The organism is Amorphoplanes digitatis (assembly GCF_014205335.1).
Lineage (GTDB): Bacteria > Actinomycetota > Actinomycetes > Mycobacteriales > Micromonosporaceae > Actinoplanes > Actinoplanes digitatus.
Window position 1 is genome coordinate 7,162,873 of the sequence record NZ_JACHNH010000001.1, and the last position, 22,388, is coordinate 7,185,260.

Annotated in this window: 23 protein-coding genes; 7 read left to right on the forward strand and 16 right to left on the reverse strand. The window is 73.4% G+C overall.

From position 1 onward, the window contains the following. Positions 1-57: 57 nt before the first annotated feature. Complete coding sequence (locus BJ971_RS31390) at positions 58-960, forward strand: LysR family transcriptional regulator (RefSeq protein WP_184996761.1); 903 nt, start codon at positions 58-60, stop codon at positions 958-960. Between the two features lie 6 nt (positions 961-966). Here the strand turns inward: BJ971_RS31390 and BJ971_RS31395 are convergent, their stop codons facing one another. Then, positions 967-1,962, reverse strand: coding sequence for a stage II sporulation protein M (locus tag BJ971_RS31395; RefSeq protein ID WP_184996762.1), 996 nt, complete (start codon positions 1,960-1,962; stop codon positions 967-969). Positions 1,963-2,002: 40 nt separating this feature from the next. On the opposite strand from BJ971_RS31395, the gene BJ971_RS31400 reads away from it, so the two are divergent. Beyond that, a complete protein-coding gene (locus BJ971_RS31400) occupies positions 2,003-3,022 on the forward strand; it encodes an RDD family protein (protein ID WP_184996763.1) in 1,020 nt (339 codons plus the stop codon). On the opposite strand, the gene argS is transcribed toward BJ971_RS31400, so the two are convergent. After that, positions 2,958-4,616: an arginine--tRNA ligase gene (gene argS, locus BJ971_RS31405; RefSeq protein ID WP_184996764.1), complete on the reverse strand. Its 1,659-nt coding sequence runs from the start codon at positions 4,614-4,616 to the stop codon at positions 2,958-2,960. The genes BJ971_RS31400 and argS overlap by 65 nt on opposite strands. 207 nt (positions 4,617-4,823) lie before the next feature. On the opposite strand from argS, the gene BJ971_RS31410 reads away from it, so the two are divergent. The 3 genes from BJ971_RS31410 (at position 4,824) to BJ971_RS31420 (ending at position 6,737) form a co-directional block, all read left to right on the forward strand. After that, positions 4,824-5,261 (forward strand): protein-tyrosine phosphatase family protein, encoded by a 438-nt coding sequence (locus BJ971_RS31410; protein ID WP_184996765.1) that lies wholly within the window; start codon positions 4,824-4,826, stop codon positions 5,259-5,261. A 106-nt stretch (positions 5,262-5,367) separates the two neighbouring features. Continuing rightward, complete coding sequence (locus BJ971_RS31415) at positions 5,368-6,210, forward strand: SHOCT domain-containing protein (RefSeq protein ID WP_184996766.1); 843 nt, start codon at positions 5,368-5,370, stop codon at positions 6,208-6,210. An 83-nt stretch (positions 6,211-6,293) separates the two neighbouring features. After that, on the forward strand, positions 6,294-6,737 hold the full coding sequence (locus BJ971_RS31420) for an SRPBCC family protein (protein ID WP_184996767.1): 444 nt from the start codon (positions 6,294-6,296) through the stop codon (positions 6,735-6,737). Positions 6,738-6,744: 7 nt separating this feature from the next. On the opposite strand, the gene BJ971_RS31425 is transcribed toward BJ971_RS31420, so the two are convergent. The 6 genes from BJ971_RS31425 to BJ971_RS31450 form a co-directional block, all read right to left on the reverse strand. Beyond that, positions 6,745-7,557, reverse strand: a complete 813-nt coding sequence (locus tag BJ971_RS31425) for a class I SAM-dependent methyltransferase (RefSeq protein ID WP_184996768.1) — start codon at positions 7,555-7,557, stop codon at positions 6,745-6,747. Between the two features lie 104 nt (positions 7,558-7,661). Next, positions 7,662-9,275, reverse strand: a complete 1,614-nt coding sequence (locus tag BJ971_RS31430; protein WP_184996769.1) for a methyl-accepting chemotaxis protein — start codon at positions 9,273-9,275, stop codon at positions 7,662-7,664. 77 nt (positions 9,276-9,352) lie between these two features. Further along, positions 9,353-10,177, reverse strand: a complete 825-nt coding sequence (locus BJ971_RS31435; RefSeq protein ID WP_184996770.1) for a TrmH family RNA methyltransferase — start codon at positions 10,175-10,177, stop codon at positions 9,353-9,355. 28 nt (positions 10,178-10,205) lie between these two features. After that, positions 10,206-10,616, reverse strand: coding sequence for an HPF/RaiA family ribosome-associated protein (locus tag BJ971_RS31440; RefSeq protein WP_239087384.1), 411 nt, complete (start codon positions 10,614-10,616; stop codon positions 10,206-10,208). A 158-nt stretch (positions 10,617-10,774) separates the two neighbouring features. Then, positions 10,775-11,320 (reverse strand): hypothetical protein, encoded by a 546-nt coding sequence (locus BJ971_RS31445; RefSeq protein ID WP_184996771.1) that lies wholly within the window; start codon positions 11,318-11,320, stop codon positions 10,775-10,777. A gap of 41 nt (positions 11,321-11,361) precedes the next feature. After that, entirely contained in the window at positions 11,362-11,766 is a 405-nt protein-coding gene (locus BJ971_RS31450; RefSeq protein ID WP_221478884.1) for a helix-turn-helix domain-containing protein, read from the reverse strand. Positions 11,767-11,882: 116 nt separating this feature from the next. Between BJ971_RS31450 and BJ971_RS31455 the strand changes: the two genes are divergently transcribed. Next, entirely contained in the window at positions 11,883-12,242 is a 360-nt protein-coding gene (locus BJ971_RS31455) for a hypothetical protein (RefSeq protein WP_184996772.1), read from the forward strand. Here the strand turns inward: BJ971_RS31455 and BJ971_RS31460 are convergent. Further along, the gene (locus tag BJ971_RS31460) at positions 12,207-12,941 is read right to left on the reverse strand and encodes a DUF4386 domain-containing protein (protein WP_184996773.1); all 735 of its coding nucleotides are present in this window, start codon (positions 12,939-12,941) and stop codon (positions 12,207-12,209) included. The two genes, BJ971_RS31455 and BJ971_RS31460, sit on opposite strands and share 36 nt — an antisense overlap. Positions 12,942-13,048: 107 nt before the next feature. Here BJ971_RS31460 and BJ971_RS31465 point away from each other — a divergent pair, with 107 nt between their 5' ends. Then, positions 13,049-13,723, forward strand: a complete 675-nt coding sequence (locus BJ971_RS31465) for a TetR/AcrR family transcriptional regulator (protein WP_307837376.1) — start codon at positions 13,049-13,051, stop codon at positions 13,721-13,723. A gap of 21 nt (positions 13,724-13,744) precedes the next feature. On the opposite strand, the gene BJ971_RS31470 is transcribed toward BJ971_RS31465, so the two are convergent. From BJ971_RS31470 to BJ971_RS31500, 7 genes are all read right to left on the reverse strand, one after another. Beyond that, positions 13,745-17,125 (reverse strand): WD40 repeat domain-containing protein, encoded by a 3,381-nt coding sequence (locus BJ971_RS31470; RefSeq protein WP_184996775.1) that lies wholly within the window; start codon positions 17,123-17,125, stop codon positions 13,745-13,747. Beyond that, positions 17,122-17,778 carry a hypothetical protein gene (locus BJ971_RS31475; protein ID WP_184996776.1) on the reverse strand — a complete coding sequence of 219 codons (657 nt, stop codon included), beginning with the start codon at positions 17,776-17,778 and terminating at the stop codon, positions 17,122-17,124. Before BJ971_RS31475 ends, BJ971_RS31470 begins: the two co-directional genes overlap by 4 nt. A gap of 70 nt (positions 17,779-17,848) precedes the next feature. Next, the gene (locus tag BJ971_RS31480; RefSeq protein ID WP_184996777.1) at positions 17,849-19,501 is read right to left on the reverse strand and encodes a DUF8588 domain-containing protein; all 1,653 of its coding nucleotides are present in this window, start codon (positions 19,499-19,501) and stop codon (positions 17,849-17,851) included. Continuing rightward, positions 19,498-20,121, reverse strand: a complete 624-nt coding sequence (locus BJ971_RS42360; RefSeq protein ID WP_184996778.1) for a soluble NSF attachment family protein — start codon at positions 20,119-20,121, stop codon at positions 19,498-19,500. The genes BJ971_RS31480 and BJ971_RS42360 overlap by 4 nt, the downstream gene beginning before the upstream one ends. Continuing rightward, entirely contained in the window at positions 20,118-20,390 is a 273-nt protein-coding gene (locus BJ971_RS31490; protein WP_184996779.1) for a hypothetical protein, read from the reverse strand. Before BJ971_RS31490 ends, BJ971_RS42360 begins: the two co-directional genes overlap by 4 nt. 19 nt (positions 20,391-20,409) lie before the next feature. After that, complete coding sequence (locus BJ971_RS31495; RefSeq protein WP_184996780.1) at positions 20,410-21,183, reverse strand: molecular chaperone DnaJ; 774 nt, start codon at positions 21,181-21,183, stop codon at positions 20,410-20,412. A gap of 28 nt (positions 21,184-21,211) precedes the next feature. Continuing rightward, the gene (locus tag BJ971_RS31500; RefSeq protein WP_184996781.1) at positions 21,212-22,372 is read right to left on the reverse strand and encodes an AAA family ATPase; all 1,161 of its coding nucleotides are present in this window, start codon (positions 22,370-22,372) and stop codon (positions 21,212-21,214) included. Positions 22,373-22,388: the final 16 nt, after the last annotated feature.

Here is a 22,388-nt window from a genome sequence, read left to right on the forward strand (position 1 = left end):
GAAAACTATCGCCTCCCCCGCGAGGTGATATAAGGATTCTTATGACTGGCGGCGACCGTGGACCTTGACCTGCTCGCGGTCTTCCTGGACATCTACCGCACCGGCTCGCTGTCCGCGGCCGCCGGCCTGCGCGGCGTCAGCCAGCCCGCGATCAGCGGCCAACTGGCCCGCCTCGAACGGGAGGTCGGCGCGCCCCTGTTCGTGCGCACACACCGCGGCGCCACCCCGACCGAGCGCGCCGACGACCTGGCCCGCCGCGCCGGGCCGCACCTCGACGCGCTGCGCCGCTCGCTGGCCACCGGCGAGCCGGCGCCCGAGCCGCTCGGCACGATCCGGATCGGCGGCCCGGCCGAGGGCATGACCGCCCGCATCCTGCCCGCGCTCACCCCGCTGATCGAGAACGGGCTGCGGGTCCGGGCGAGCTTCGGACTCGCCGCCGACCTGCTGGCCGCGCTCGCCCGCGGCGAGCTGGACCTGGTCGTCTCCGCGATCCGGCCGACGGCCCGCGGCCTGCTCGCGACGCCGCTCATCGACGAGGAGTTCGTGCTGCTCGGCCCGCCGTCGCTGGCCCGGACCGTGGATCCGGCGGCGCTGGCGGCCGACCCGCCGCGGGCGCTGGCACACCTGCCGCTCGTCGCCTACGCGGAGGACCTGCCGATAATCCGGCGCTACTGGCGTTCCGAGTTCGGCCGCCGCCCGCCCAACGAGGTGGTCCTGACCGCACCGGATCTGCGGGCGGTCCTCGCCGCGGTGGTCGCCGGCGCCGGGGTCTCGGTCCTGCCGCGGTTCCTCGCCGAGGCGGCCCTGAGCGCCGGGTCCGTGCTGGAGCTGCACCGCCCGGAGGTCGAACCGCTCAACACGATCTTCCTGGCGGTGGCCGCCGGCCGGCGGCACGACCCGACGATCGCGGCGGTCCATGGCCGGCTGCTGGACCGGGCACGGCAGTGGGGCTCCCTCTGAGGTTCGCTAAGCCGTCGGCACAGGGGTCACGTCGTGCTCCGGTGCCAGGGCGCCGGTCTCGCCGGCGCGGTGCGCCGCGCCGCCGACGCCGAGCGCGTAGACCATGAACGCCAGCCAGACCGCGGCCCCGATCCCGATCCGCACGGCGTCGGGCAGGCCCGACGGCGTCACGTACGCCTCCAGCACCCCGGAGACGCCGAGCATCACGACCAGGCCAAGCGCCACCAGCATCGCGGCGCGCGCGCGTTCGGCGAGTGCCTGGCCGCGGGTGCGGTGCGGGCCGGGTGCGATCCAGGCCCAGCCGATGCGCAGGCCGACCCCGGCCGCCACGAAGATCGACGTCAGCTCGAGCAGGCCGTGCGGCAGGATCATGGCGAAGAACGTCCCGCCGTGCCCGGCGTAGATCATCATGCCGCCGGTCATGCCGATGGCGAAGAGGTTCTGGCCGAGGATGTACAGCACCGGCAGGATCAGCACGCCCGAGGCGAGGCACTGCGCGGCGATCAGCGCGTTGTGCGACCAGACGCTCGCCGCGAAGTTCTGCGCCTGGAACTCGCTGTAGTAGCCGACGAAGTCGTCCTCGACGTACTCCCGTAGCGCCTCGCCGCTGGCGAAGCTGCTGATGATGTCCGGGTTGGTGGAGAAATACCACATCAGCGCCCAGCCGGCGAGCACGTTGACCACCATGACGCTGAGCCACCAGTGCCGGGCGACATAGAGCTGGGCCGGGAAGGACGAGGTGAAGAACCGCGCCACCGGCCGCCAGGAGAAGCGGCGGCCGCCGGTCACCGCCGAGCGGCCGGCGATGACCAGTTGCGACAGCAGGGCGAGCAGGACCGGGTCGGGCGAGTGGCTGCGCACCACCGAGAGGTGGGTGGCCGCACGCTGGTACAGCAGGACCAGTTCGTCCGCCTCGTCCGGCGAGAGGCGACGGCGGCGGGCGAGCACCTCGAGCCTGTTCCACTCACCGCGGCGCTCGGCGACGTACGCGTCCAGGTCCACCGGCGCAGCGTAGCCAACGCCGATCGGGTTAACTACCCGCATGACTGTGGCGGCGACGATCACCGGCCGGCGCGACGATCCGCTCGTCAACGGCGAGGCGGTCGAGGTCGACGTGCGGCCGGCCCGGGTCGGCTCGCGCGGGCTCGCGCTGATCCTCGACATCGCGGTGCAGGCCGTCCTCGCGGTACTGATGATCACCCTGTGCGGGATCGTGTCGACGATGCTGCCGGCCGGGGTCGCCGACGAGGCGTTCATGGACGCCGCCGTCACGATCTCGATAATCGTCGTCCTCATCGCCTATCCGACCGTCGTCGAGACGCTCACCAACGGCCGAAGCCCCGGCAAGCGGGCGATGGGCCTGCGGGTGGTCCGGGTGGACGGCGGCCCGATCCGGCTGCGGCACGCGCTGACCCGGGCCCTGGTCGGCGCCGCGGTGGAGTGGCCCGGCCTGCTCTTCCCGCCGCTGACCTGGGCGGTGGCGCTGACCACGATGCTCGTCTCGCCGCAGGGCCGCCGCCTCGGCGACCAGGCGGCGGGCACCTTCGTCATCCACGAGCGCTCGCCCGCGCCGTGGGGCTGGGTGCCGTCCATGCCGCCGCAGCTCGCCGGCTGGGCGTCCGGGCTGGACCTGAGCGGGCTCGACGACGAACTGGCGCTCGCGGCCCGGCACTACCTGGCCCGGGCCGCCGCGATCCGCCCGCCGCACAACGGGCGGTTCGCCTACCGGCTGGCGCAGGAGGTCGCGGAGAAGATCGCCCAGCAGCCGCCGCCCGGCACGCCGCACTGGATGTTCCTCAGCGCCGTGCTCGCCGAGCGCCGCCGCCGGGCCGGCGCCCGGGTGCACGCGACCCGGGCGCTGACCCAGCGGATCTGGCCCGGCTTCGGCCGGCTCGCCTGGGCACAGCCGGCCGTCGCCGACCCGTCCTGGGACCCGGCGGGCAGCAACCGGCCGCTCCTCGGCGTCGTGAAGGAGGAGGGCCGGCCGGACCCCTCGCCTACATCCGCTCCGGCGTGGAGATCCCCAATAGATCCAGGCCCCGCCGCAGGGTCCGGGCAGTGAGCGCGCAGAGGGCCAGGCGGCTCTCCCGTACGCCCGGAGGCGCGCTCAGCACGGGGCAGCTCTCGTAGAAGGCGCTGAACGCCTGCGCCGTGCCGTACAGGTGGCCGGCGAGCCGGTGGAACTCCAGCGACCGGGCCGCCTGCTCGACCACCGGCGCGAAGCCGAGCAGTTCGAGGGCGAGTGCCCGTTCGGCGGCCGCGCCGAGCCTGATCCGGCCCTCGAAGTCGCCCGCCTTGCGCAGGATCGCCTGTATCCGGGCGTACGCGTACTGCTGGTACGGCCCGGTGTTGCCGGTCAGCGCCAGCATCCGGTCCCAGTCGAAGACGTAGTCGGACATCCGGTCGCCGGACAGGTCCGCGTACTTGATCGCGCCGATGCCGACGGCCCGGGCCACCTCCGGCTCGGGCGCGAGCGCCGAGGTACGGGCGATCGCCTCGTCCACCACGGCGGCCAGCCGGACGGACTCGCCGGACCGGCTGCGGAACATCCTGCCGTCGGTGCCGAGGATCGAGCCGAAGCCGGCGTGCTCCGCCGTCACGCCGTCGGGCAGCCAGCCGGCGGCGGCCGCCACCGCGAACACCATCTCGAAGTGGGTCCGCTGCGGCGCGCCGACGACGTAGAGCAGCCGGGTCGCGCCGAGCTCACGCACCCGGTACCGCAGCGCGGCGAGATCCGTCGCCGCGTACCCGAAACCGCCGTCGCTCTTGCGCACGATCAGCGGGAGCGGATCGCCGGTCCGGCCGGTCCGGCCGGGCGGGAAGGCGCAGAGCGCGCCCTCGCTCTCGACAAGCAGTCCCTTGTCGGCGAGCTCGGCCACGACGGACTCCAGCCGGTCGTTGTAGAAGCTCTCGCCGATGAAGTGCTCACGCCCGAGCGTGACGTCCATCCGGTCGTAGGCGAGCAGCAGGTAGCGCTGCGACTCGGCGACCAGGTGCCGCCACTGCCGCAGCGTCGGCTCGTCGCCGGCTTGCAGCGCCACCACCCGCAGCCGGGCCCGGGTCCGGAACTCCTCGTCGGTGTCGAACCTGAGCCGCGCGGCCTGGTAGAAGGCCGTGAGATCGCCGATCCCGGCGGCGTCGCCGGTGCCGAGATGCTCGATGAGCAGGCCGAAGGCGGTGCCCCAGTCGCCGAGGTGGTTGGCGCGCACGACGTCGTGGCCCAGCCATTCGAGCAGCCGCGCGGCGGCGTCGCCGATGACGGTCGAGCGCAGGTGCCCGATGGTCAGCTCCTTGGCGATGTTCGGCGAGGAGTAGTCGACCACGATCCGCTCCGGCCGCGCGCCCGCCGGCACACCGAGCCGCGGGTCGGCGGCGACCTCGTTCGCGGCGGCGGCGATCGCCTCGTCGGCCAGCCGCAGATTGAGGAAGCCGGGGCCCGAGACCTCGGCCGTCGCGACGCCGGCCAGGTCGGCCCTCGCGAGCACCTCCCCCGCGAGGTCGCGGGGCGCCCGGTCCAGCCGCCGGGCCAGCGGCAGGGCCGCGCCGGACTGGAAGTCGGCGTGCCGCGAGCGCCGCACCGCCGGATCGACGGTCGCGCCCGCGACCTGGGAGAACGCGGCGCCGAGCCGCGACGCGAGCAGGGCTTCGAGATTCATTGACAATCCAATCGACGGTACGCGGGGAGGCGGGTCGATCGGTGCCTGTGCGGTCGGTGCTGGTGCGGCGCCGGCGGGATCGACCCACCGGCTGGGAACGTGCTAGCTCAACCGGAGGGAGGTCATCCGGCGTCGCTCGCTGCTGGCACTGTGCACGCCGCCGATGATAGCGGGCCGGCCGGCGCGGCGCCGTGGAGAATCGACCGGGTGAGCGGTTGGGCGGCAGACGATCAGGGCGTGGTCACGTTCCCGTCGGGCCGGCGGGTGCGCGGGCGCGGCCTGCGGCGGCCCGCGCCGGCCGGGCCCGACCCCGAGTTCGGCGTCTACCTGCTCGGCTCCGCGCCGCCGCCGGTGGCCTGGGAGAGCCGGTGGCTGCGCTGGCCCGACTTCCGGCTGCCGGCCGACCGGGACCGGGCGGCCGAGGTCCTGCACGAGGCGTGGCGGCGTGCCGCGACCGAGCGGGTCGAGCTGGCCTGCGCCGGCGGCCGCGGGCGCACCGGCACCGCGCTGGCGTGCCTGGCCGTGCTGGGCGGCGTCCCGCCGCGGGAGGCCGTCGCCTGGGTGCGCCTGCACTACCACCCGGGCGCCGTCGAGACGCCCTGGCAGCGGCGCTACGTCCGCCACTATCCCGCGACGCGGCCCTGATCAGATAAACAGTCCACTTCAGACTTACCTGAGTTGCTGTGAGCTGCTTCACTGATCTGGCCGGTATCGGTTCGGGGGAAACGGGGCTCCGCGGATGACCAGCACCATGGACAGAGCACGCCCGGCGACGGTCACCGCCGCCGTCGCGCTGATGATGATCACTGCGCTCGGCTATCTGATCACCGGGTTCGCGCTCTTCGGCCAGGTCGGCCGGACCCGGGCGTGGGCTCGCGACGAGTTCCAGGAGTTCGGCCAGGACGAGTTCATGCCCAGCCTCGCCGGGTCCAGCGTCGTGATCGTCGCGGTGATGACGATCGTCGCGGCGCTGCTCCTGCTGGGCGCCGCGGTGGCGGTGCGCTCCGGCAGCCAGGCCGGCCGGATCGTCGCCTGGGCCGTCATGGGGCTACTCCTGCTCTGCGGCACCAGCGCCATCACGCGGGGCGGAACGCCCGACTTCGGGGGCAACATGGCGTTCTGGACGTCACGCTCGGACGGGACCGTCACGCGGACGACCTCGCTCGGCTCGCTGCCGGACTCCTACCCTGCGGCGTACCGGATCGGGAGCGGGATCTTCGCGGGCCTGGCGATGGTCGCGCTGATCGTCGCGATCGTGCTGCTCACCCGGCCCTCGGCCGGCCGCTGGTTCCGGCCGCAGCCGCAGCCCCGGCAGGTCGCCTGGCCGGCGGGCTACCACCCGGTGACCCAGCCTCGGCAGCAGGGCATGTTCGGCGGCCCACCGCCCGGGCCGTTCACGGCTCCGCCGCCCGCCGGGCCGCCGCCGGTCGTTGGTCCGACCGGCCCGCCGTGGAGCCGCCCCGTCGACGGGTCCGCGCCCCGCCCGAGCGACGCGGTCGACGCCGAACTGGCGGTCCTCGCCCGGCGGCACCAGCGCGGCGAGATCACCGACGCCGAGTACGCGGCGGCCCGGGCCCGGCTCACCGGCGCCTGACGCCGCCGTGGCCGAAAGCGCGGCGGGAGGGATTACCGGCGTTTAGGGTGGAAACGCACCGCCGGGCCCTCGAGGGGAAGACGATGATCACGATCTCCCGTACGTTCACCGTCGCCGCCGACGTGGAGGCGGTGCTCGCGTACCTGATGGACTTCGGCAACACCAACGCCTGGGACTCGGCGACGCGGCACACCGTACGCACCGACGACGGGCCGCTCGCCGTCGGCGCGAGCTGGCACAACACCTCGAAGATCCTCGGCGTGACCAGCGAGCTCACCTACACGCTCCAGGTCGTCGAGCGCGACCGCCTGGTCTTCGCCGGCCGCAGCGAGGGCGCGACCTCCACCGACACGATCACCGTCCGCCCGGTCGGCGGCGGCAGCGAGGTCACCTATCACGTGGAGCTCGAGATGCACGGCCTCGCCAAGCTGGCCACCCCGGTCATGCGGATGGAGTTCGAGAAGCTCGGCGACGAGACCGCGGCCGGCCTCACGGACGCGCTGAACCGGCTGACGTCGGCCGCCTGACGGGCGGTCAGGCCCGGGTGGCAAGCACCTCGACGTACCCGGACGGAATCTTCGCGGTGCCGTCCGTCGCGACATTGTGGCGGGTGGCCAGGTCGACCAGGTCGGCGTAGAGCAGCCGGCCCTGCTCGTCGTCGAGCGCCTCGAACGCCTTCAGCGTCGGCCCGTAGTTGGCCCGGAAGTAGTCGGCGAAGTTCTCCGGGGACGCGAACCGGAACACGAATTCCCGCCGGTTCACCCGCAGGTCGGTCACCTGCTCGCCGAACAGCTCCCGCAGCCGCGGCCCGCTGCCCCACTCCGACGGCGCCCGCACGCCGGGCGGCGGCGGCACCCGGCGACCCACCGTGCGGAACACCTCGCCGATGAATCCGTCGGGCACCCAGTTCGCCAGGGCGATGAGGCCGCCGGAGCGGACCACCCGGGCCAGCTCGGCGGCGGCCCGATCCTGATCGGGAGCGAACATGACGCCGAACACCGAAAGGGCCACGTCCCAGGCGCCGTCCCGGCCGGGCAACGCCTCGGCGTCACCGACCTCGAAGCTCACCGGGAGATGCTCGGCCGCGGCCCGGGCCCGGCCGCGCTCCAGCAGCGCGGGCACATAGTCCACACCGGTCACCGAGCAGAGGCAGCGGGCCGCGGCGATCGCCGCGTTGCCCGTACCGGTGGCGACGTCGATCACCCGCGACCCGGCGGAGAGGTCCGCCGCCTGCACCAGGTTCTCCGCGACCGGCTGGATGAGCGCGGCCACCGCGCCGTAGTCGCCGCTGGCCCAGGTCTTCTGCTGGCGTGCCTTGATGTCGCCCAGCGCAGGTGAACTCGTCATAGGCTGACGCTACGAGCCACCGGCCGGGGACCGGGGTGCGCGAGGTGAACTCCCCCCATATTGGGGATCAGTCCAAAGAGAGCACGCGCACCCCTGGACAAGCCCTACAACTGGAAGCTGTCGACCAGGCCGCGCAGCTCGCCGCTCGTCCGGGCCAGGCCCTCCGCCGACTCCCGGGCCTGGCGCACCGCGATTGTCGTCTCGCCCATCGCCGCGGAGACGCCGGCGATGTTCGACGCGATGTTCTCGCTGCTGGCCGCCGCCTCGCCGACGCTGCGGCCCATCTCGCTGGTCGTGGCCGTCTGCTCCTCCACCGCCGCCGCGATCAGCGTCTGGAAGTCGCTGATCCGGCCGACCACCGAGCTGATCTGTCCGATCGCCTCGGTCGCGTTCGTGGAGTCGGCCTGGATAGCCTGCACCAGCCGGGCGATGTCCTCGGTCGCCTTCGCGGTCTCCTGTGCCAGGTCCTTGACCTCGCCGGCGACCACCGCGAAACCCTTGCCCATCTCGCCGGCCCGGGCGGCCTCGATCGTCGCGTTCAGCGCCAGCAGGTTGGTCTGCTCCGCGATCGAGGTGATCATCTTGACCACGTCCCCGATCTGGGCCGAGGACTCGCCGAGCTTGCCGACGGTCGTGTTGGTCTGCGTGGCCACCTCCACCGCCTCGCTCGCGACCGAGGCGGCCGCGCCGGCGTTGCGGGCGATCTCGTCGATGGCGGAGCTCATCTCCTGGCTGCCCGCGGCCATCGTGCGGACGTTGCCGGAGACGCTGTCGGCGGCCTGCGCCACCGCGGCGGCCTGGCTGTCGACGTGAGCGCTGGACTCCGCGACCCGCGCCGACACCGCCGACAGGTCGTCGGACGCCACCGCGATCGTGCCGGCGTGCCCCGCGATGGCGGTGACGGTCTCGCCGAGGGACTCGGCCGTCCGGTCCACGGCGTCACCGAGCTGGCCGAGCTCGTCCTTGCGCGAGAGGCCCGCGCGGGCGGTCAGGTCGCGCCGGGCCAGGCGGTCGAGCGCGCCGACGACCACCGCGAGCGGCCGGACCACCGAGCGGGTGACCCCGATGCCCATGAGGCACGCGAGGATCACGGTCAGCAGCAGCGTGCCGCCGAGCACCTTGAGGCTGGTGGCGCGGACGGCGGCCGCGTCGGCGCGCAGCTGATCGGCCCGGGCCTCGACCGACTTGTCGAGCGCCGCCGTGATGTCCAGGACCTTGCCGTACGAGTCGGAGGCGGGCCCGCCGTTGATGGTGCTCATCGCCTTGGCCCGGCTGGCCGGCGTGTCCGCCGCCAGCCACTTCATGATCGTGTCGTCCCATTTGAAGAAGTCGTCCCACGCCGGCTTGAGCTGGGCGTACGTGGCCCGCTCGGCGTCGGTCATGTCTTCGGTGTGCGCGGAGGCGAGGTCCTCGTAGATGGTCTTCTTCGACTCGAGCTCGCCCTGCCGGTTGTAGCCGTCCGGGCCGGTCGCCGCCGTGTATCCGAACGCGCCGACGTCCGCGACCATCAGCCCCTGCCAGCCGGACACGTCCGCCGCCATGTACTTGGCCGCCCGGACATCGTCACGCACCTGCTCGAGCGCCGTCAGGCGATGCTGCGCCTCGCTCTGCTGCTGGAGCCCCCACCAGCCGACCGCCGCCGAGACGACGATCAGCGAAGTGAGCAGAAAGTACGAGACGCCGAGCCGCTTACCGACGCTGATGTCCTTGACGCGCACGAGGTTCTCCCTCTGACGGCGGCACCGGGTATACCGCACGTCTTACCTTTCGGCCGGAGATCGCGGCGAATAAGGGACTATTTCGAATTGCTTCGCTGGCGCGCCACCTCGTACAGGGCGACGGATCCGGCCGACGCCGCGTTCAGCGAACTCGCGGCTCCCGTGATGGGGATGCGGACCGTCTCGTCGCAGGCGTCGCGCCAGGCGGCGCTCAGGCCGTGCGTCTCGTTTCCGATCGCGAGCACGGTCGGCCCGGTGAGATCATGCTCGGCGATCCCGACCGGGCCGCGCTCGTCGGTGCCCACGATCTGCACGGGTACGCCGTCGGTCCGCACGACTTTCACCCAGTCGAGTACCTCGACGTGGCTCGGCACCCGTACCACCGGGAGGGCGAAGAGCGAGCCGGTGCTGGCCCGGACCGCCTTCGGGTCGTACGGGTCGGCGGCGTGCCCGGTGACGATCACCCCGGCCGCGCCGAACGCGTCCGCCGAGCGCACCAGGGTGCCGACGTTGCCGGGCGTGGTCGGCCGGTCGAAGACCACGACCAGCATGCCCGGGCCGGCGGCGATGCGGTCGAGGTCGTCGCCCGGCATCGCGACGACGGCCAGCAGCTCCGGCGCCTCGTCGTCCTTTCCGCCCAGCTCACCCATCAGTTCCCCGGCGACGACCGCCTGCGGCGCGCCCGCGATGTCGACGATGTCGCGCCCCCACCGGGACAGGCCCGGGCCGTCCGAGACGAGCATCGCCCGGATCTCCCAGCCGCGCTCGACGGCCAGGGAGATCGGGCGGACGCCCTGCACCAGGAACTCGCCGGCGCGCTGCCTCTTGTTCCGGTTGGTGAGCAGCGCCTGCCACTGCTGGAAGGTCGCGTTACGCGTGCTGATCCTTATCGTTCTGGCCACGGCGAACAGTCTGGTGCATCTCGCGCGCTCACATCTCGGGCGGGTAGCCGCCGTCCGCGGGCGGCGCCTCGGTCTCCGCCGGCACGGCCTGCTCCCGCAGATGCCGGTTGTTGCGCGGTTCCTGCCGGGTCTTCGCGTCGTTGAGCCGGCGGCGCAGGTCGTCGCGGACGTCGTTCAGCGCCGCGTGCAGGTCCTCCTCCTGTGAGGTCGTCACGACCTTCTGCCGACCGGCGATCCAGCACTCCAGCGTGACCTTCTGCCCCCGGACCTCGCGGTCCTTCACCGACACCTCGAGTTCGGTCGTGTCCGCGTGGAAGCCGGCCAGCCGGGCGTCCAGCGTCGCGAACAGCTCGGCGATCCAGTTGCGGTCACCCTGGGAGAACCCGGCACCTACCCGCAGGCAGTCCTCGACGGTTGCGGGGTTCGCGACGTGGCTCATCGCCGCACCTCCCGCTCGACGGAGACGGTCCGGGCATTGCACGCAGTTACGGTCACCATGGTCGCTGGCCCTTCGCTCGGGAATGTTCTTGAAGACCGACTACCCACCCGGAAGGGCGGGGGAAACGGACTTCAGCTCCCGAATCGGAAGTAAACCCGTCAGCCGCCCGGGCGGCGGTCGCGGCGGATCGCGTGCACCTTCGCGGCCGGGTCCTCGGTGGTCGCCACGCGCAGGCCGCTGAGGTAGCCGTCGGTCTCGCGCTGCTCGCCGTACTCGGTGGTCAGCTCGGCGATGCGCTCCTCGAGCATCCGCAGCTCGCGGTCGCGGTCGGCGGCGAGCTGGGACCGGAGCTCGGTGAACAACTCGTCGATCCGCTCGAAGGCCGCCTCCGGCCGGTCCTGCCCCTGCCGGATCCGCCGCAGGATCTGGTCGCGGGAGAACACCACCACGACCGAGAGCCAGGCCAGCACGAACAACCCGGTGACGACCGGGAACGTGGCCAGCGGCCGCAGGCTGGGCGGGGGCGGCGGCATGCCGTTGGGTCCGGGCGGCGGGTGCGATGGCGGCAGCCCGACCACGATCGTGACGATGAGGGCGCCGGTCGCGGCCGTGGCCACGACGAGGCAGACCAGCAGCAGCTTACTCACGTGGATGGAGAGGCCACCCATGGTGGACCCTTGATCGGCGCGGGCCCGCTCAGTCATGGTCCGAGATTACGGAAGTTCCGGTGTGGATGCGACATCGATCATGCTGATCTTCGCCGCCGCAACACTTTCCGGTACGGCTCGAACAGCCGGTCGAGCACCGTTTCCAGCGCGGCGCGGTCCTCGGCGGGGATCGGCGAGTCCTCGCCGAGGATCCGCCCGAGCTCGCGGACCAGCGGATGGGCGGCGGGCGCGGCCGGCGGCGGCCCACCCAGCCGATCCGGGTACGCCGCCATGACGATCTCGGGGATGGTCCGTCCCAGCACGGGCGCGATGCGCTCGATCGACCTGATGGTGGGCCGCTGCTCCTCGCTGAGCCAGCGCAGCACGACGGACGGATCGGTGCCGACCGCCCGCGCGAAGTGGGTGGGCGTCGGGAACCCGGCCTCCTGGATCGCTTCCTTCAGGTAGCCACCGAAGCCGATCAGCGGCCGAGAAGGGGTCATAGGCCCAGGATAGGCGCTCCGCGGCCGTCGGGCGATTGGTGGAAACCCCGCGTGCTGCTACCGTCGTTGGCTAGATAACCAATGAAATCGGGGCTGGAGCGAGAGGTCGTGGCGGCGTGATGCGGACGACGGTCCTGGTGAGCATCCTGATGATCTGCATCGGCGCGGCCGTCTTCCTTCGCCACCGGCCACGATGGACCCGATTCGCCATGGGCACACCGGACGACCTGGGCGGCAGCCCGGTGCCGGCGGCAGCCCCGGCGCCCGGCCCGCGACCGGCCTCCGCGGCGCGACCGGCGACGCGGGCCGAGCCGGCCGCCGCACCGGCCGCGCGGACCACCGCCGAGATCATCGAGACGCCGGCGGAGCAGCCGGCCCCGGCGCCCGCCCCGCCGGCGCTGCGGCGCGCCCGCGGTAACAACGGCTTCGGCCGGTTCGCCTCACCCGCCGGCCGGGCGCGCACCAGCCGGGTCTGACAGCCTGCCGAGGTCGCGGCCCCGGGCCGGATCCCCGTCCGGCGCACCGGCGCGCACGCCGCGCAGGAGCAGGTAACCGATCATCCAGAACTCGCCGACCGACGCGGGCAGCGCGAGGAGGTCGACGGCGGCACCCGCCTGCGGGATGAGGTACCCCACAAACGGGCTCAGCACGTAGCCGGCGCCGCCGCCGATGAGGATCCAGCCGAGCGCCCGGGGCATCCATCCCGAGCGGAGCACGCACCAGCCCATCGGCATGAGCCACAGCCCGAAGAACAGGCCACCGACCGTCCACAGGTTGCCGCTGACCAGGTACAGCAGCTGGACGTTCGCGGCGGCGTCGCCGACCGGCTGCAACGCGACCTCGGTCGCGGTCGCCAGCAGGGCCGCGCTGGTCAGGACCACGACGGCGTTGACGAGGCCGAACGCGGCGATGCCGCCGGCGGCGACGGAGTCGACCGTGCGGAACAGGCGGAAGAACCAGACGGCGGCCAGCGCCTGGGTCAGCACGACGAGCAGCTCGAGGACGATGCCGGCGCGCGCGAGCCCCTCGTGCTCGACCAGGTGGGCCAGGGTCGAACCGGCGTCGCCGGCCGCGAACAGCCGCGGGCGGATGAGCAGGAAACCCAGCCCGCCGGCGATGGCCAGGCCGAGATAGAGCAGGCCGGTCTGGCGGGCGAGGCGGATCAGCGGTGGCATCTGGCACTCCTTCTTCCGGGTGCCCGAGGTCGGCCACCTTACGTTGTAAGGTAACCATACGTTGTAAGGTACGGGCAAGGGTCGGCAGAGAAATGGGAGCGAAGTCCGTGCGGGAACCACTCAGCCGCGACCGCGCGCTGGCGGCGGCGGTAGCGCTGGCCGACGCGGAGGGGCTCCGGGCGCTGACCATGCGCCGCCTCGCCGCCGACCTCGGCGTCGAGGCCATGTCGATCTACCACCACCTCCCCGGCAAGCAGGGGCTGCTCGACGGCCTCGCCGAGACCGTCGTCGACGAGATCGGCGCCGCGGTCGCCGCCGCCGAGTCGAGCGGGCCGGACCCGGACTGGCGGACGCGGCTGAGGCGGCGGTTCCTCGCGGCGCGGGAGGTCATGCTGCGTCATCCGTGGGCGCCCGGGCTCCTCGCCTCACGCCCAACCATCCCGTTCGGGGTCTACGGCTACTACGACGCGATCGTGGCCACGCTCGTCGGCGCCGGGTTCTCACACCGGATCGCGCACCGGGCGCTGCACGCGTTCGGCAGCCTGGCCCTCGGCTTCGCCCAGGAGGTCTTCAGCCCCGCGTCGGCGGGCGGGAGCATGGACGTCGACGCCGTGGAGGCGCAACTGCCGGCGATGGCCGAGGCGCTGCCGCACCTGACCGCGATGATGGCGGCCGAGGCGCACGCCGCCGCCGACCCCACGCTCGGCTGGTGCGACAGTCAGGTCGAGTTCGAGTTCACCGTCGACCTGCTCCTCGACGGCATCGAGCGCGCACGCGGCTGAGCCTCACCGGCCGCCCGCGCCTCACCGGCCGTCCGCGCCGACGAGGATCGTGACCACGGCCCGCGCGATCTCGGTGGCCTGCGCCCGCGGGCCGAGGTGCACGGTGTACGGGTTGGTCGTGGCCAGCGGCGGCTTCTCGCCGGGCGCGTGCGCGGTCACCACGCGCAGGTTCGCCCGGCCCGGCAACGGATACTCCCGGGCGACGTGGTGCGTGGTGAGGACGGCGGTCGCCGCGAACCCCACGCTCTCGGCCGTGAGCAGGGCCGTCCGCAGCTGCGGCGGATCGAGCATGCGGCTGGTCCAGAGCGCCATCAGGTCGCTGTGCCGGCGCAACGGTACGACCCGGGCCGGGCGGTCGAGCGTGACGACGGCCGCCTCGCGCTGCCGCCCGAGCAGCCCTCCCGCCAGCCCGTGCGCGACGAGCCGCAGCGTGCTCTCCACCGGCCCGAAGGTCGGCGGCGAGGTGTCCAGCACGAGCACCATCGGCTCGAGGTGGAGCTCCGGCTCACCGTCGTGCAGCCGGTACAGCAGGTTGCCCCGCACCTCCAGCAGGTTCCGCAGCTCGGAAGGGAGCGCCAGCTGGGTGCGGAGCAGGCTGCGCGGCGTACCGCGGCGCCGCAGACCCACCGTGCCGGCGCTGGCGCGCGAGGAGGCGGCGTGCGACTCGATCTGGGTCTTGACCTGGCGGGGAATCTCGGTGATCGCGGTACGCACGCGCGGGTCGAGCAGCGGCAGGCAGGCCGCCTCGTGCCGGACCCGCAGCGGCAACAGCGGATCCGCCGCGACGGCGTCGGGCCCCAGCAGCGCCAGCAGGGCGAGGACCTGTTCGGTCACCTCGTCGGCGCCGGCCATGAGGGCTCCCATCGGCGGCACGACCGGCGCCGCGGCGTTCGGGGTCCTCCGCATGGCGGCGAGAAGAGCGCGCCGAAGGTCCGGGACCGGTGCCTGCGGCGCGACGAACCCGGCGTCGAAGTTCGCGTTCTCCAGCAGCAGGGCGGCGAGGCCGACCCGCGCGGGCGGCGGCCACCGCAGGGATCGCAGGCGGTCCGCGCCCGGGTGTTCGGCGAGCGCGGCGAGTTGGTCCGCGGGTTCGCGCCCTCCGGTAAGGACGACCAGATCGGCCAGGAGCGACAGCGGCGCGTGGATGCCCGCGTTCGCCAGCCAGGGCAGCCCGTCCACCGCGGCCTGCACGGCCGCGAACGGCCGGCGGTCGCGGTGCCGGAATCCGGCCGGCCCGCCGAGCGCGACGTCGAGCGTCGATACCACGTAGTCCTGCCCGTGCGGGTAGACGATCCAGATCAGGCCGGTGTCGTCGGCGAGCAGCCCGATCGTCTCCGTCGAGACCCAGTTGCCGCTGGAGGCCCCGGGCAGCAGCAACAGCTGTTCACCGGTCACCACGTCCCAGATGCCGACCTCCGGACCCTCGGCGGACCTCACGACCGCCGCGATAAGCCCGCCCCCGTCCGGCAGGGCGACGGCCGACAGCGATTCGACGCCGCGCCGGGCGGCGCCGGCGACACTCGTATCGATCTCGTGCAGGCGGACCCCGGTGCCGGCATCGACCACCATGATCGTGCCGCTCTCAGTGCCGGCCACGACGATCGCCGTCCCGTCCGACAGATCGCAGCTCACCACCGACCGGACGGAACCCTGGCTCATGATTCTGGTACGGCAGTCGCCGGTCGCGATGTCGCACAGCGTCAGGGATCCGTCGCCACCGCCCATCGACAGGATCGTCGTGCCGTCGCCCAGCCTGGTGAAGGCGAGGGAGTAGCCGACCTCGGGCTGCTCGGTGACCTGCGGCGGATACTCCTCCTCGGCGGGCAGCCAGGCGAGGCCGACGCTCTGCTGCACGTCCGGGCGAACGCCGTGTGTCGACCGGACACCGCCGACGGCGATGATCGATCTGCCGTCCGGCATGGTCGTCGCGGCGGCCGCGATCGCGGACGACGTCTCGATCCGTTCGACGCAGGTGCCGGCCTCCGGATCCCAGATCCGTACGGTTCCGCCCTGCTCCGAGGCGATGACCCGCTCGGTGCCGCCGTCCAGCGCCGCCGACGACAGGTGCCAGACCAGGGCGCCGCCCTCCTGGAGGGTATGCACGGTCTCCTGGAGGGCGATGTCCCAGACGCGGATGACGCCCTCGTCGGCGACGGCGACCAGCGGGGGCGCGCCGGCCCTCCGCAGGAGGCGAGCCGGGCCCCTCGGCCCCGCGGCACCCAGCCTCGCCTGCTCGGCGCCGAGGGTGAGTCCGCGTGGCCCGTCGGCGAGCGCCCGCTCGCCGGTCAGTGTCCAGACGGAGACGTCACCCGTGCTCGTGCCGGCCGCCATGAACAGGCGGCCGTCGGGCGCGGTGAAGAGCAGCATCGACCACGGCGGGTCATCCACCGTGAGCAACTGCCGTACCGGCTGGCCGCGCACCGGATCCCAGAGGCGCACACCGCGAGCCGACGAATCGGTGAGGAGCAGGACGATCGAACCGTCCGGTTGCAGCAGGAACGACGACGCCTCGACCACACCGGCGTCATGCACGGTCGAGTAGAGCTGCGCCCCGGTGCCGACGTCCCACGCGATGAGCCGGCTGCCCATGCCGTCGCAGAAGACGAACGTGGTGCCGTCCGGCAGGGTGCCGAAACGCACCGTGTGGATCTCTGCGGAGTATCCCTCGAGCACGTGCACGCACGCGCCGGTCCGCAGGTCCCAGACGCGCACGTTCGAGTCGTTGCTGCCGGTGGCCAGCAGGGCGGTGCCGTCGGGCAGCACGGTCACCGCGAGGCAGTACACCTTCTGGCGGTGACCCTCGAGCATGCGCAGGGTCTCGCCGGTGTGCGGGTCCCGGATCCGCGCGCCGTCCCGGTCCCCGGTGACAAGCAGCAGCTCGCCGTCCAGTTCGATGAAGGCGGCCGCGTCGGAGCAGCCGCCGGTGTCCTCCAGCACCTGAAGACACCGGGCCTCCACCGGATCCCAGACCCGGACCGTTCCGTCCTCGCTACAGGTGGCGAGGAGCACGCTCCCGTCGCGCAGGGCGTGCAGCGCCACGCCCCGCACGGTGTCCGTGTGGTCCGTGATGGTCTGCAGCAGCGCTCCGGTTATCGGATCGAACACCTTCACCGTGCCGTCGTGCGAACCGGTCGCGAGCAGAAAGCCGCCGTCGTCGACCCTCGCGAGGGCGAGTCCCCGCACACCCTGGCGATCCTCACCGCTGCGGGTGGCCCCGCCCTCCGGGCGATTGCCCTTGCCCTGTAGCACGCTGAGCAGCCGCGGCTCGAGCTCCTCCGCCGCCGCGATCTCCGCACCCGCCTGCCGGGCCGGGGCGGGGCGGCCGACGGTCGCGGCGTGCCCGGACGCCCACGCGGCCAGCTCACCGTCCTGGTCGCCGCCGCCCGCGGCCGGGGCGCTCACAGCGATCCGGCGATCACGACCGGCGGCAGGTCCCGGCTCCGGTAACGGAGCACGCGCCGCTCCCGGACGGTGGCGCGCACGCCGACGACGGCCTGTGGCACCGCACCGGCCGCGCCGCGCACGACGAGCACCAGCCGGTGGATGCCCGCGATCGGGTTCCGGGGCGTGTCCGTCAGCCGCCAGCTCGGGTCCGACCGCAGGAGTCCCCGTGCCTCGACGGCCAGCCGCGCGCTGGTCCTGGTGCCGGAGCGTTCCACCGAGCCGAGCGACAGCCCGACCGGTTCGAGGGTGAGCTCCGGTCCGAAGCGGAAGTTGGTCGTGACGCTCTCCTCCTCGGTGACCCGCTGCGGCAGCATCGACCAGGCCACCGGCTCCGGAGCGGCGCCGCCGGTCGCCGACAGCAGCAGGCTCAGCGTCGCCGACTCGAACTTCGGATCGCCGCGGTCGCAGATCAGCGACAGCGCGACGTGGGTGAGGTGGTACGTGTGGCGCCCGGCCTCGGCGGCGACGAAGGTCCGCAGGTCGCCCTCGACGTCCTCGGGCCGCACCGGAACGGCGAGCGGGCCGCCGATCCGGACCCGCTCGCCCAGGTCGGCGCCGCCGTGGTCGTCGTCGCCGCCGCGCACCACGGCCTCGTCGAGTCCCATCGGCACCGATCGCCATTCAAGTTCCGGGTGTTCCATCTGGTTCCTCAGCAATCGATGAGCGGTTGGGGTGGAGGTGTCACAGGCCCTGTTCGGCGGCGCGCTCGTAGAGCGTGCCGGCGCGGTACGGGTCGCCGCGGCGCCGGTGCAGCTCGGCGGCCGCGACCAGGTCGCCCGCGGCCTCGGCCACGAGCGCCTGGCGAAGGAGCTCGTCCGGGGTGTCGTGCCCGGCGTCGCGGGCGAGGCGCCGCCAGGGGCCGGCCGGCAGGCGCCGGACCGGTGGCTGCGGATCCAGGGCCGCGAGGGCCGCAACGGTGTCGCCGGGCAGCTGGGTCTCCATCGGCGGGCCCGACACGGCCCACAGCGACCAGACCGGGCGCCGCTCGCCGAGCCGGAACCGCAGACCGCGGTCCCCGAGCAGCACGATCGCGTGCTCCGGATCCGTTGCGAAGATCCGCCGGCGCGCCGCCGGGGGCAGCTCCGGGCTGAGCCGCCGGCCCCGGCCGATGTAGAGCAGGCCCGGCCCGATACAGGTCAGCGGCTGACCGACGGGGAAGGTCTCGAGCAGACCGCCCGGCGCCATCACGAGGTGCCAGGTGTCCCCGTAGACGATCTCCGCGAGGTCGGCGACCGGGTGGCCCTCCAGCAGCGCGGCCAGCCCGCCCAGCTCCGCGTCGGTCAGCAGCATCGCGTCGCTGCGCCGGTTGGCGGCCCGGTCGGCGACCACGCGCACGACGGGCGGGGCGGGCGCCTCGCCCGCGGCGGCCGGCGACCCCGAGTCGCGGAGCCGGTATCCGGGACCGGCCATCACCAGGTCCGCGGCGTCCTGCGGGCCGGCCAGCTCCATGAGGCGCCAGCAGCCGAACGCGGCGTCCGCCAGCACCCAGCTCCCGCCCTCCTCGACGAGCAGCGCCAGGTGCGCGTCCGGCATCGGCGAGGCCCGGCGGTGCTGTAGGAGGACGTTGCGGTCCGGGCCGCCCTGCCGGGCGACCAGGGTCAACGGAAGCCGGCCGAACGCGTCCAGCAGCGTCGGCGAGATCACCCCGTCCGGCGCGGTGAGATCGACGCGGGCGACGGGGTGGCCGTCGGTGGGTACGCCGGCGTCCCCGAAGAGCGGCGCGAGCCGCACCGGCTGGAAGCTCACCTCCAGGCCGACGTCGAGGGCCCGCCGCATGGCGCCGGCCGCCACCCGGCCCGGCAGCAGGAGCGTCGCCGCCGTCCTGGGCACGCCGCGGATCGGGCGCAGGCCCGCCTCCCGCAGGAGCTCCAGGAGCGGAAGATCGGCGAGCGAATCCGGCTCGACCGTGTCGCGGCCGACGGTCGCGGGCAGCCGGCCGAACCCGCGGTCGCGGGTGAAACGCCCGTCGACGAGGGCGTAGAGGACACCACCGGCGGCGTATACCGCCGACCGACCGTGGTCGGGCTCGACGGACATCGTGAGCCACCACTCGCCGGCCCGGGTGTGGGCGCGCAGGCAGTCGCCGCCGTAGACGCCGATGAGGTGGCCGGCGCACGCGAGCGCGGCGCCGGCGTCGGGAAATCCGGCGGCGAGCTCGGCCCAGGACGCGAACGGCGCCGCCGCGATCCGGTACGCCGGGGCGAAGGGTTCCACGGGAGCGACCGGGCCCGCCGCACCGGGCTCCGGGTCGTCGACCCGTTCGATGGCGAGCGCGGCGCGGCGCTCGGGCACCACCGGCCGGGTCTGGTGCTGGTCGCGGCGCCGGCCGGTCACGCCGGACGCTCCGCGGCGCGGGCCGGCGCGGCGACGGGATCCGGCGGCAGCACGACCGGGACGCCGAACTCGGCGGCGGACCAGGTGATCCAGCGCTGCCGGGCGCCCGACCGGCGCCCGCGCACCGCCGCGGCGTGCACCAGCGCCGCCTGGTCGAGCCGGCGCAGCCGGACGGCGATGATCGTCGACCAGTCCGGAATCCGGATGTCGTTGACCGGGTGACCGCCGGCCAGCGCCTCCTGGACGTCGGCGAGCAGGCGCAGGGTGGCCGGCTCGCGGATCCGCTCCTCGAGGTCGCAGCGGGCCTCGGCCAGGCGGTGCACCAGCGAGGCCGCGGACCAGGCCGGGCCGGATCCGGTGTCGGTGGGTTCCGGCGTACCGCCGCGGGCGAGGCAGGCGCGGGCGGCGGTCACGTCGCCGGCGGTGTGCACCAGCAGCCAGGCGGCCTGGCTCGGGTCGCCGGCCTGCTCGTACATCGGTGCGGCCGCGTGCACGTCGCCCGCCTGGACGTACAGCTCGGCGGCCAGCCGGAAGCGTCCGGCCCGGGCGTAACAACGGGCGGCGTCGCCGAGCGCACCGTTCTGTTGATAGCAGTCACCGGCCTTCTCCCAGAGGGTCACCGCGATCCACCCTCACGCAGCGGCGGCTGCCGGCTGGTGGTGGCCTCCTCGACGGCGGGCGGCTCCGGCGTCGCGGCCGGCTCGACGTCGGCCGGCAGCTCCTCGACGATCCGGGCATGCGGGTCGACCAGCCGGGCGAGGCCGCGCGCCGCCCGCTCGTGCCGGGCATCGTGATCGGCCGACTTCGGGCCCTCGGGCACGTCGTCGACCTGGAAGACCTCGACCTCGCCGGTCTCCACCCGGTACCGGAAAGTGATCCGCACCCGCATGGTCCCCACCCCTCAGGCCTCAGACGCGCAGTTCGAATTGGATGTTCAGCACGCCGTCGCTCTCGCTCAGCGTCAGCCCCTCGGCGTTGTTCGCCCGCGCGTACGCCACAAGGGTGTCCCGCAGTGCCTGCGCCAGCGCCTGGTAGAAGGTCGTCCGGGCGAGGATCCCGGCCGCCGACAGGCGGCGCAGCGCCTCCGTGCGCAGTCGTTCGGACCGCTGCCGCAGCCGCTCGTCCAGCAGCGCCCTCGCCCGCTCACCGGCCTCGGCCGTGAGCGCCCGGTCGTGCTCCCGCTCGGCGGCGGCGGCCTCGGCCTGAAGGCGTTCGCGGCGCCCGCCGTCGAGCAGCCGCTGCGCGTCGGCCTGCGCCGCGCGCGCCGCGTCGTCCTCGGTGATGTCGCCCCATCCGTCGTCGTAGTAGGTGCCCTGCCCGGTGACCGTGAGCGTCTCGGAGATCCGCCCGCCCGCGGTCGCCACCGCCTCCGCCTCGGCCTCCACCTCGGCCGACAGCCGGACGACGATCTCCAGCTCCTGGTCCTCGACGTGATAGGTGACGTGGCCGTCCGGCAGGGCGTACCGGAAGGCGTCGCCGTCGCGCTCCCAGCCCTCGGTGCGTTCGAGCACGCCGACCAGCGCCTCGAGCGTCGGCTCGCCGATGCTGTCGTCGAGCGCCTCGCGGACCGTCGCCTCACCCACCGCCGTGGCGGAGACCAGCGACAGCCGGCGGATCTCGTGTTCCCAGGCCTCGTCGAGCTGCCGGGTGGCGGTGACCTCCACCCGCCGTGGATTGCACATCGGCTTTCCTCCTGTCTCGGGCGGTCGTTCAGCCCGCTAGGGACCGTTCCAGCCGGTCGAGCGCCTCCGCCTGGAGGCGGCCGAGCATCTCCAGCAGGTCCTCCCGCTCCGGATGGAAGTCGCGCACGTCGGCCAGCCACCGGCCCAGCCGCCGCTGGATCTCCCGGACCTCCTCGGCCGACTCCACCTGCGGCAGATCCAGCCCGGTCTTGCGGACCATGTTCTCCAGCTCACCGAGGTCCATCACCGCGCCGTCGCGGGCCGGCTCGGGCACGTCGTGCGCCTTGATCACCTGGCGGATCGTCAGCCTGTCGCCCGGATCGGCCCAGAGGTGTGCGAGCACTGAGAGATCCTGCGGCTCGGCGCGCCCCCGGGCGTCCAGCAGCGCCATGGCGGCTATCGCCTTCTGCGCCTTGACCGCCCGGCGGTCGGAGAAGCTCACGTCCTCGTCGCGGAAGGCGCGAAGGATCGAGATCAGCGTGTGATGCACCGGCGTGAGGTCGATGCCGCCCACCGCCCGTTGCAGCTCCGACAGGTCGCCGAGCGGGAAGTCGGCGAGGTCCGGAGCCGGCTCGGCCGGTTCGAGCGCGGCCAGTTCGCGGCTCCAGCCGAGCCGCAGCACGTCACCGACGGCCTCGTCGGAGACGTAGTGGACGGAGTAGCGGAACAGGAACCGGTCGCAGAACGCCCGCAGCATCGGGTCGTCCGGTATGTCGTTCGAGGCGCCGAGCAGCGTGATGAGGTCGGCCCGCTCGCGCTGCGCCCCGTTCTGGAAGGTGCGTTCGTTGATCAGCGTGAGCAGCGTGTTGAGGATGGCGCTGCTGCCGTTGAACACCTCGTCGAGGAAGGCGATCTGCGCCTGCGGCAGCATGCCCTCGGTCTTCAGCTTCAGGTGTCCGGCGTGGAAGCTCGGCACGTCGATGGTGCCGAAGAGCTCGTCCGGCTCGGTGAACTTGGTAAGCAGATATCGGAAGTACCGGGCGTGCAGCATGAGGCTGAAGCGCTCCAGCACGCCGGTCTTCGCGCTGCCGGGCGGCCCGATCAGCAGGACGTGCTCGCGGCAGAGCGCGGCGAGCGCGATGACGTCGACCGCGGTGTCGCGCTCGACGAAGTCGTCCTTGATGCGTCGCAGCTGACGGCCGAAGTTCAGGGCGAGCCTGCGCACCGCCGGGTCGAGCTCGGTGATCACGGGTTGCTTCTCCAGT

What these genes read in the sequence shown, in the direction of transcription:
- BJ971_RS31420 (WP_184996767.1), top strand. Translation starts at nt 6,294, where the DNA reads ATGATCACGATCTCCCGTACGTTCACCGTCGCCGCCGACGTGGAGGCG.
- BJ971_RS31490 (WP_184996779.1), bottom strand. Translation starts at nt 20,390, where the DNA reads ATGCGGGTGCGGATCACTTTCCGGTACCGGGTGGAGACCGGCGAGGTC.
- BJ971_RS31450 (WP_221478884.1), bottom strand. Translation starts at nt 11,766, where the DNA reads ATGACCCCTTCTCGGCCGCTGATCGGCTTCGGTGGCTACCTGAAGGAA.
- BJ971_RS31495 (WP_184996780.1), bottom strand. Translation starts at nt 21,183, where the DNA reads ATGTGCAATCCACGGCGGGTGGAGGTCACCGCCACCCGGCAGCTCGAC.
- BJ971_RS31415 (WP_184996766.1), top strand. Translation starts at nt 5,368, where the DNA reads ATGGACAGAGCACGCCCGGCGACGGTCACCGCCGCCGTCGCGCTGATG.
- BJ971_RS31440 (WP_239087384.1), bottom strand. Translation starts at nt 10,616, where the DNA reads ATGAGCCACGTCGCGAACCCCGCAACCGTCGAGGACTGCCTGCGGGTA.
- BJ971_RS31460 (WP_184996773.1), bottom strand. Translation starts at nt 12,941, where the DNA reads ATGCCACCGCTGATCCGCCTCGCCCGCCAGACCGGCCTGCTCTATCTC.
- BJ971_RS31400 (WP_184996763.1), top strand. Translation starts at nt 2,003, where the DNA reads ATGACTGTGGCGGCGACGATCACCGGCCGGCGCGACGATCCGCTCGTC.
- BJ971_RS31445 (WP_184996771.1), bottom strand. Translation starts at nt 11,320, where the DNA reads ATGACTGAGCGGGCCCGCGCCGATCAAGGGTCCACCATGGGTGGCCTC.
- BJ971_RS31425 (WP_184996768.1), bottom strand. Translation starts at nt 7,557, where the DNA reads ATGACGAGTTCACCTGCGCTGGGCGACATCAAGGCACGCCAGCAGAAG.
- argS (WP_184996764.1), bottom strand. Translation starts at nt 4,616, where the DNA reads ATGAATCTCGAAGCCCTGCTCGCGTCGCGGCTCGGCGCCGCGTTCTCC.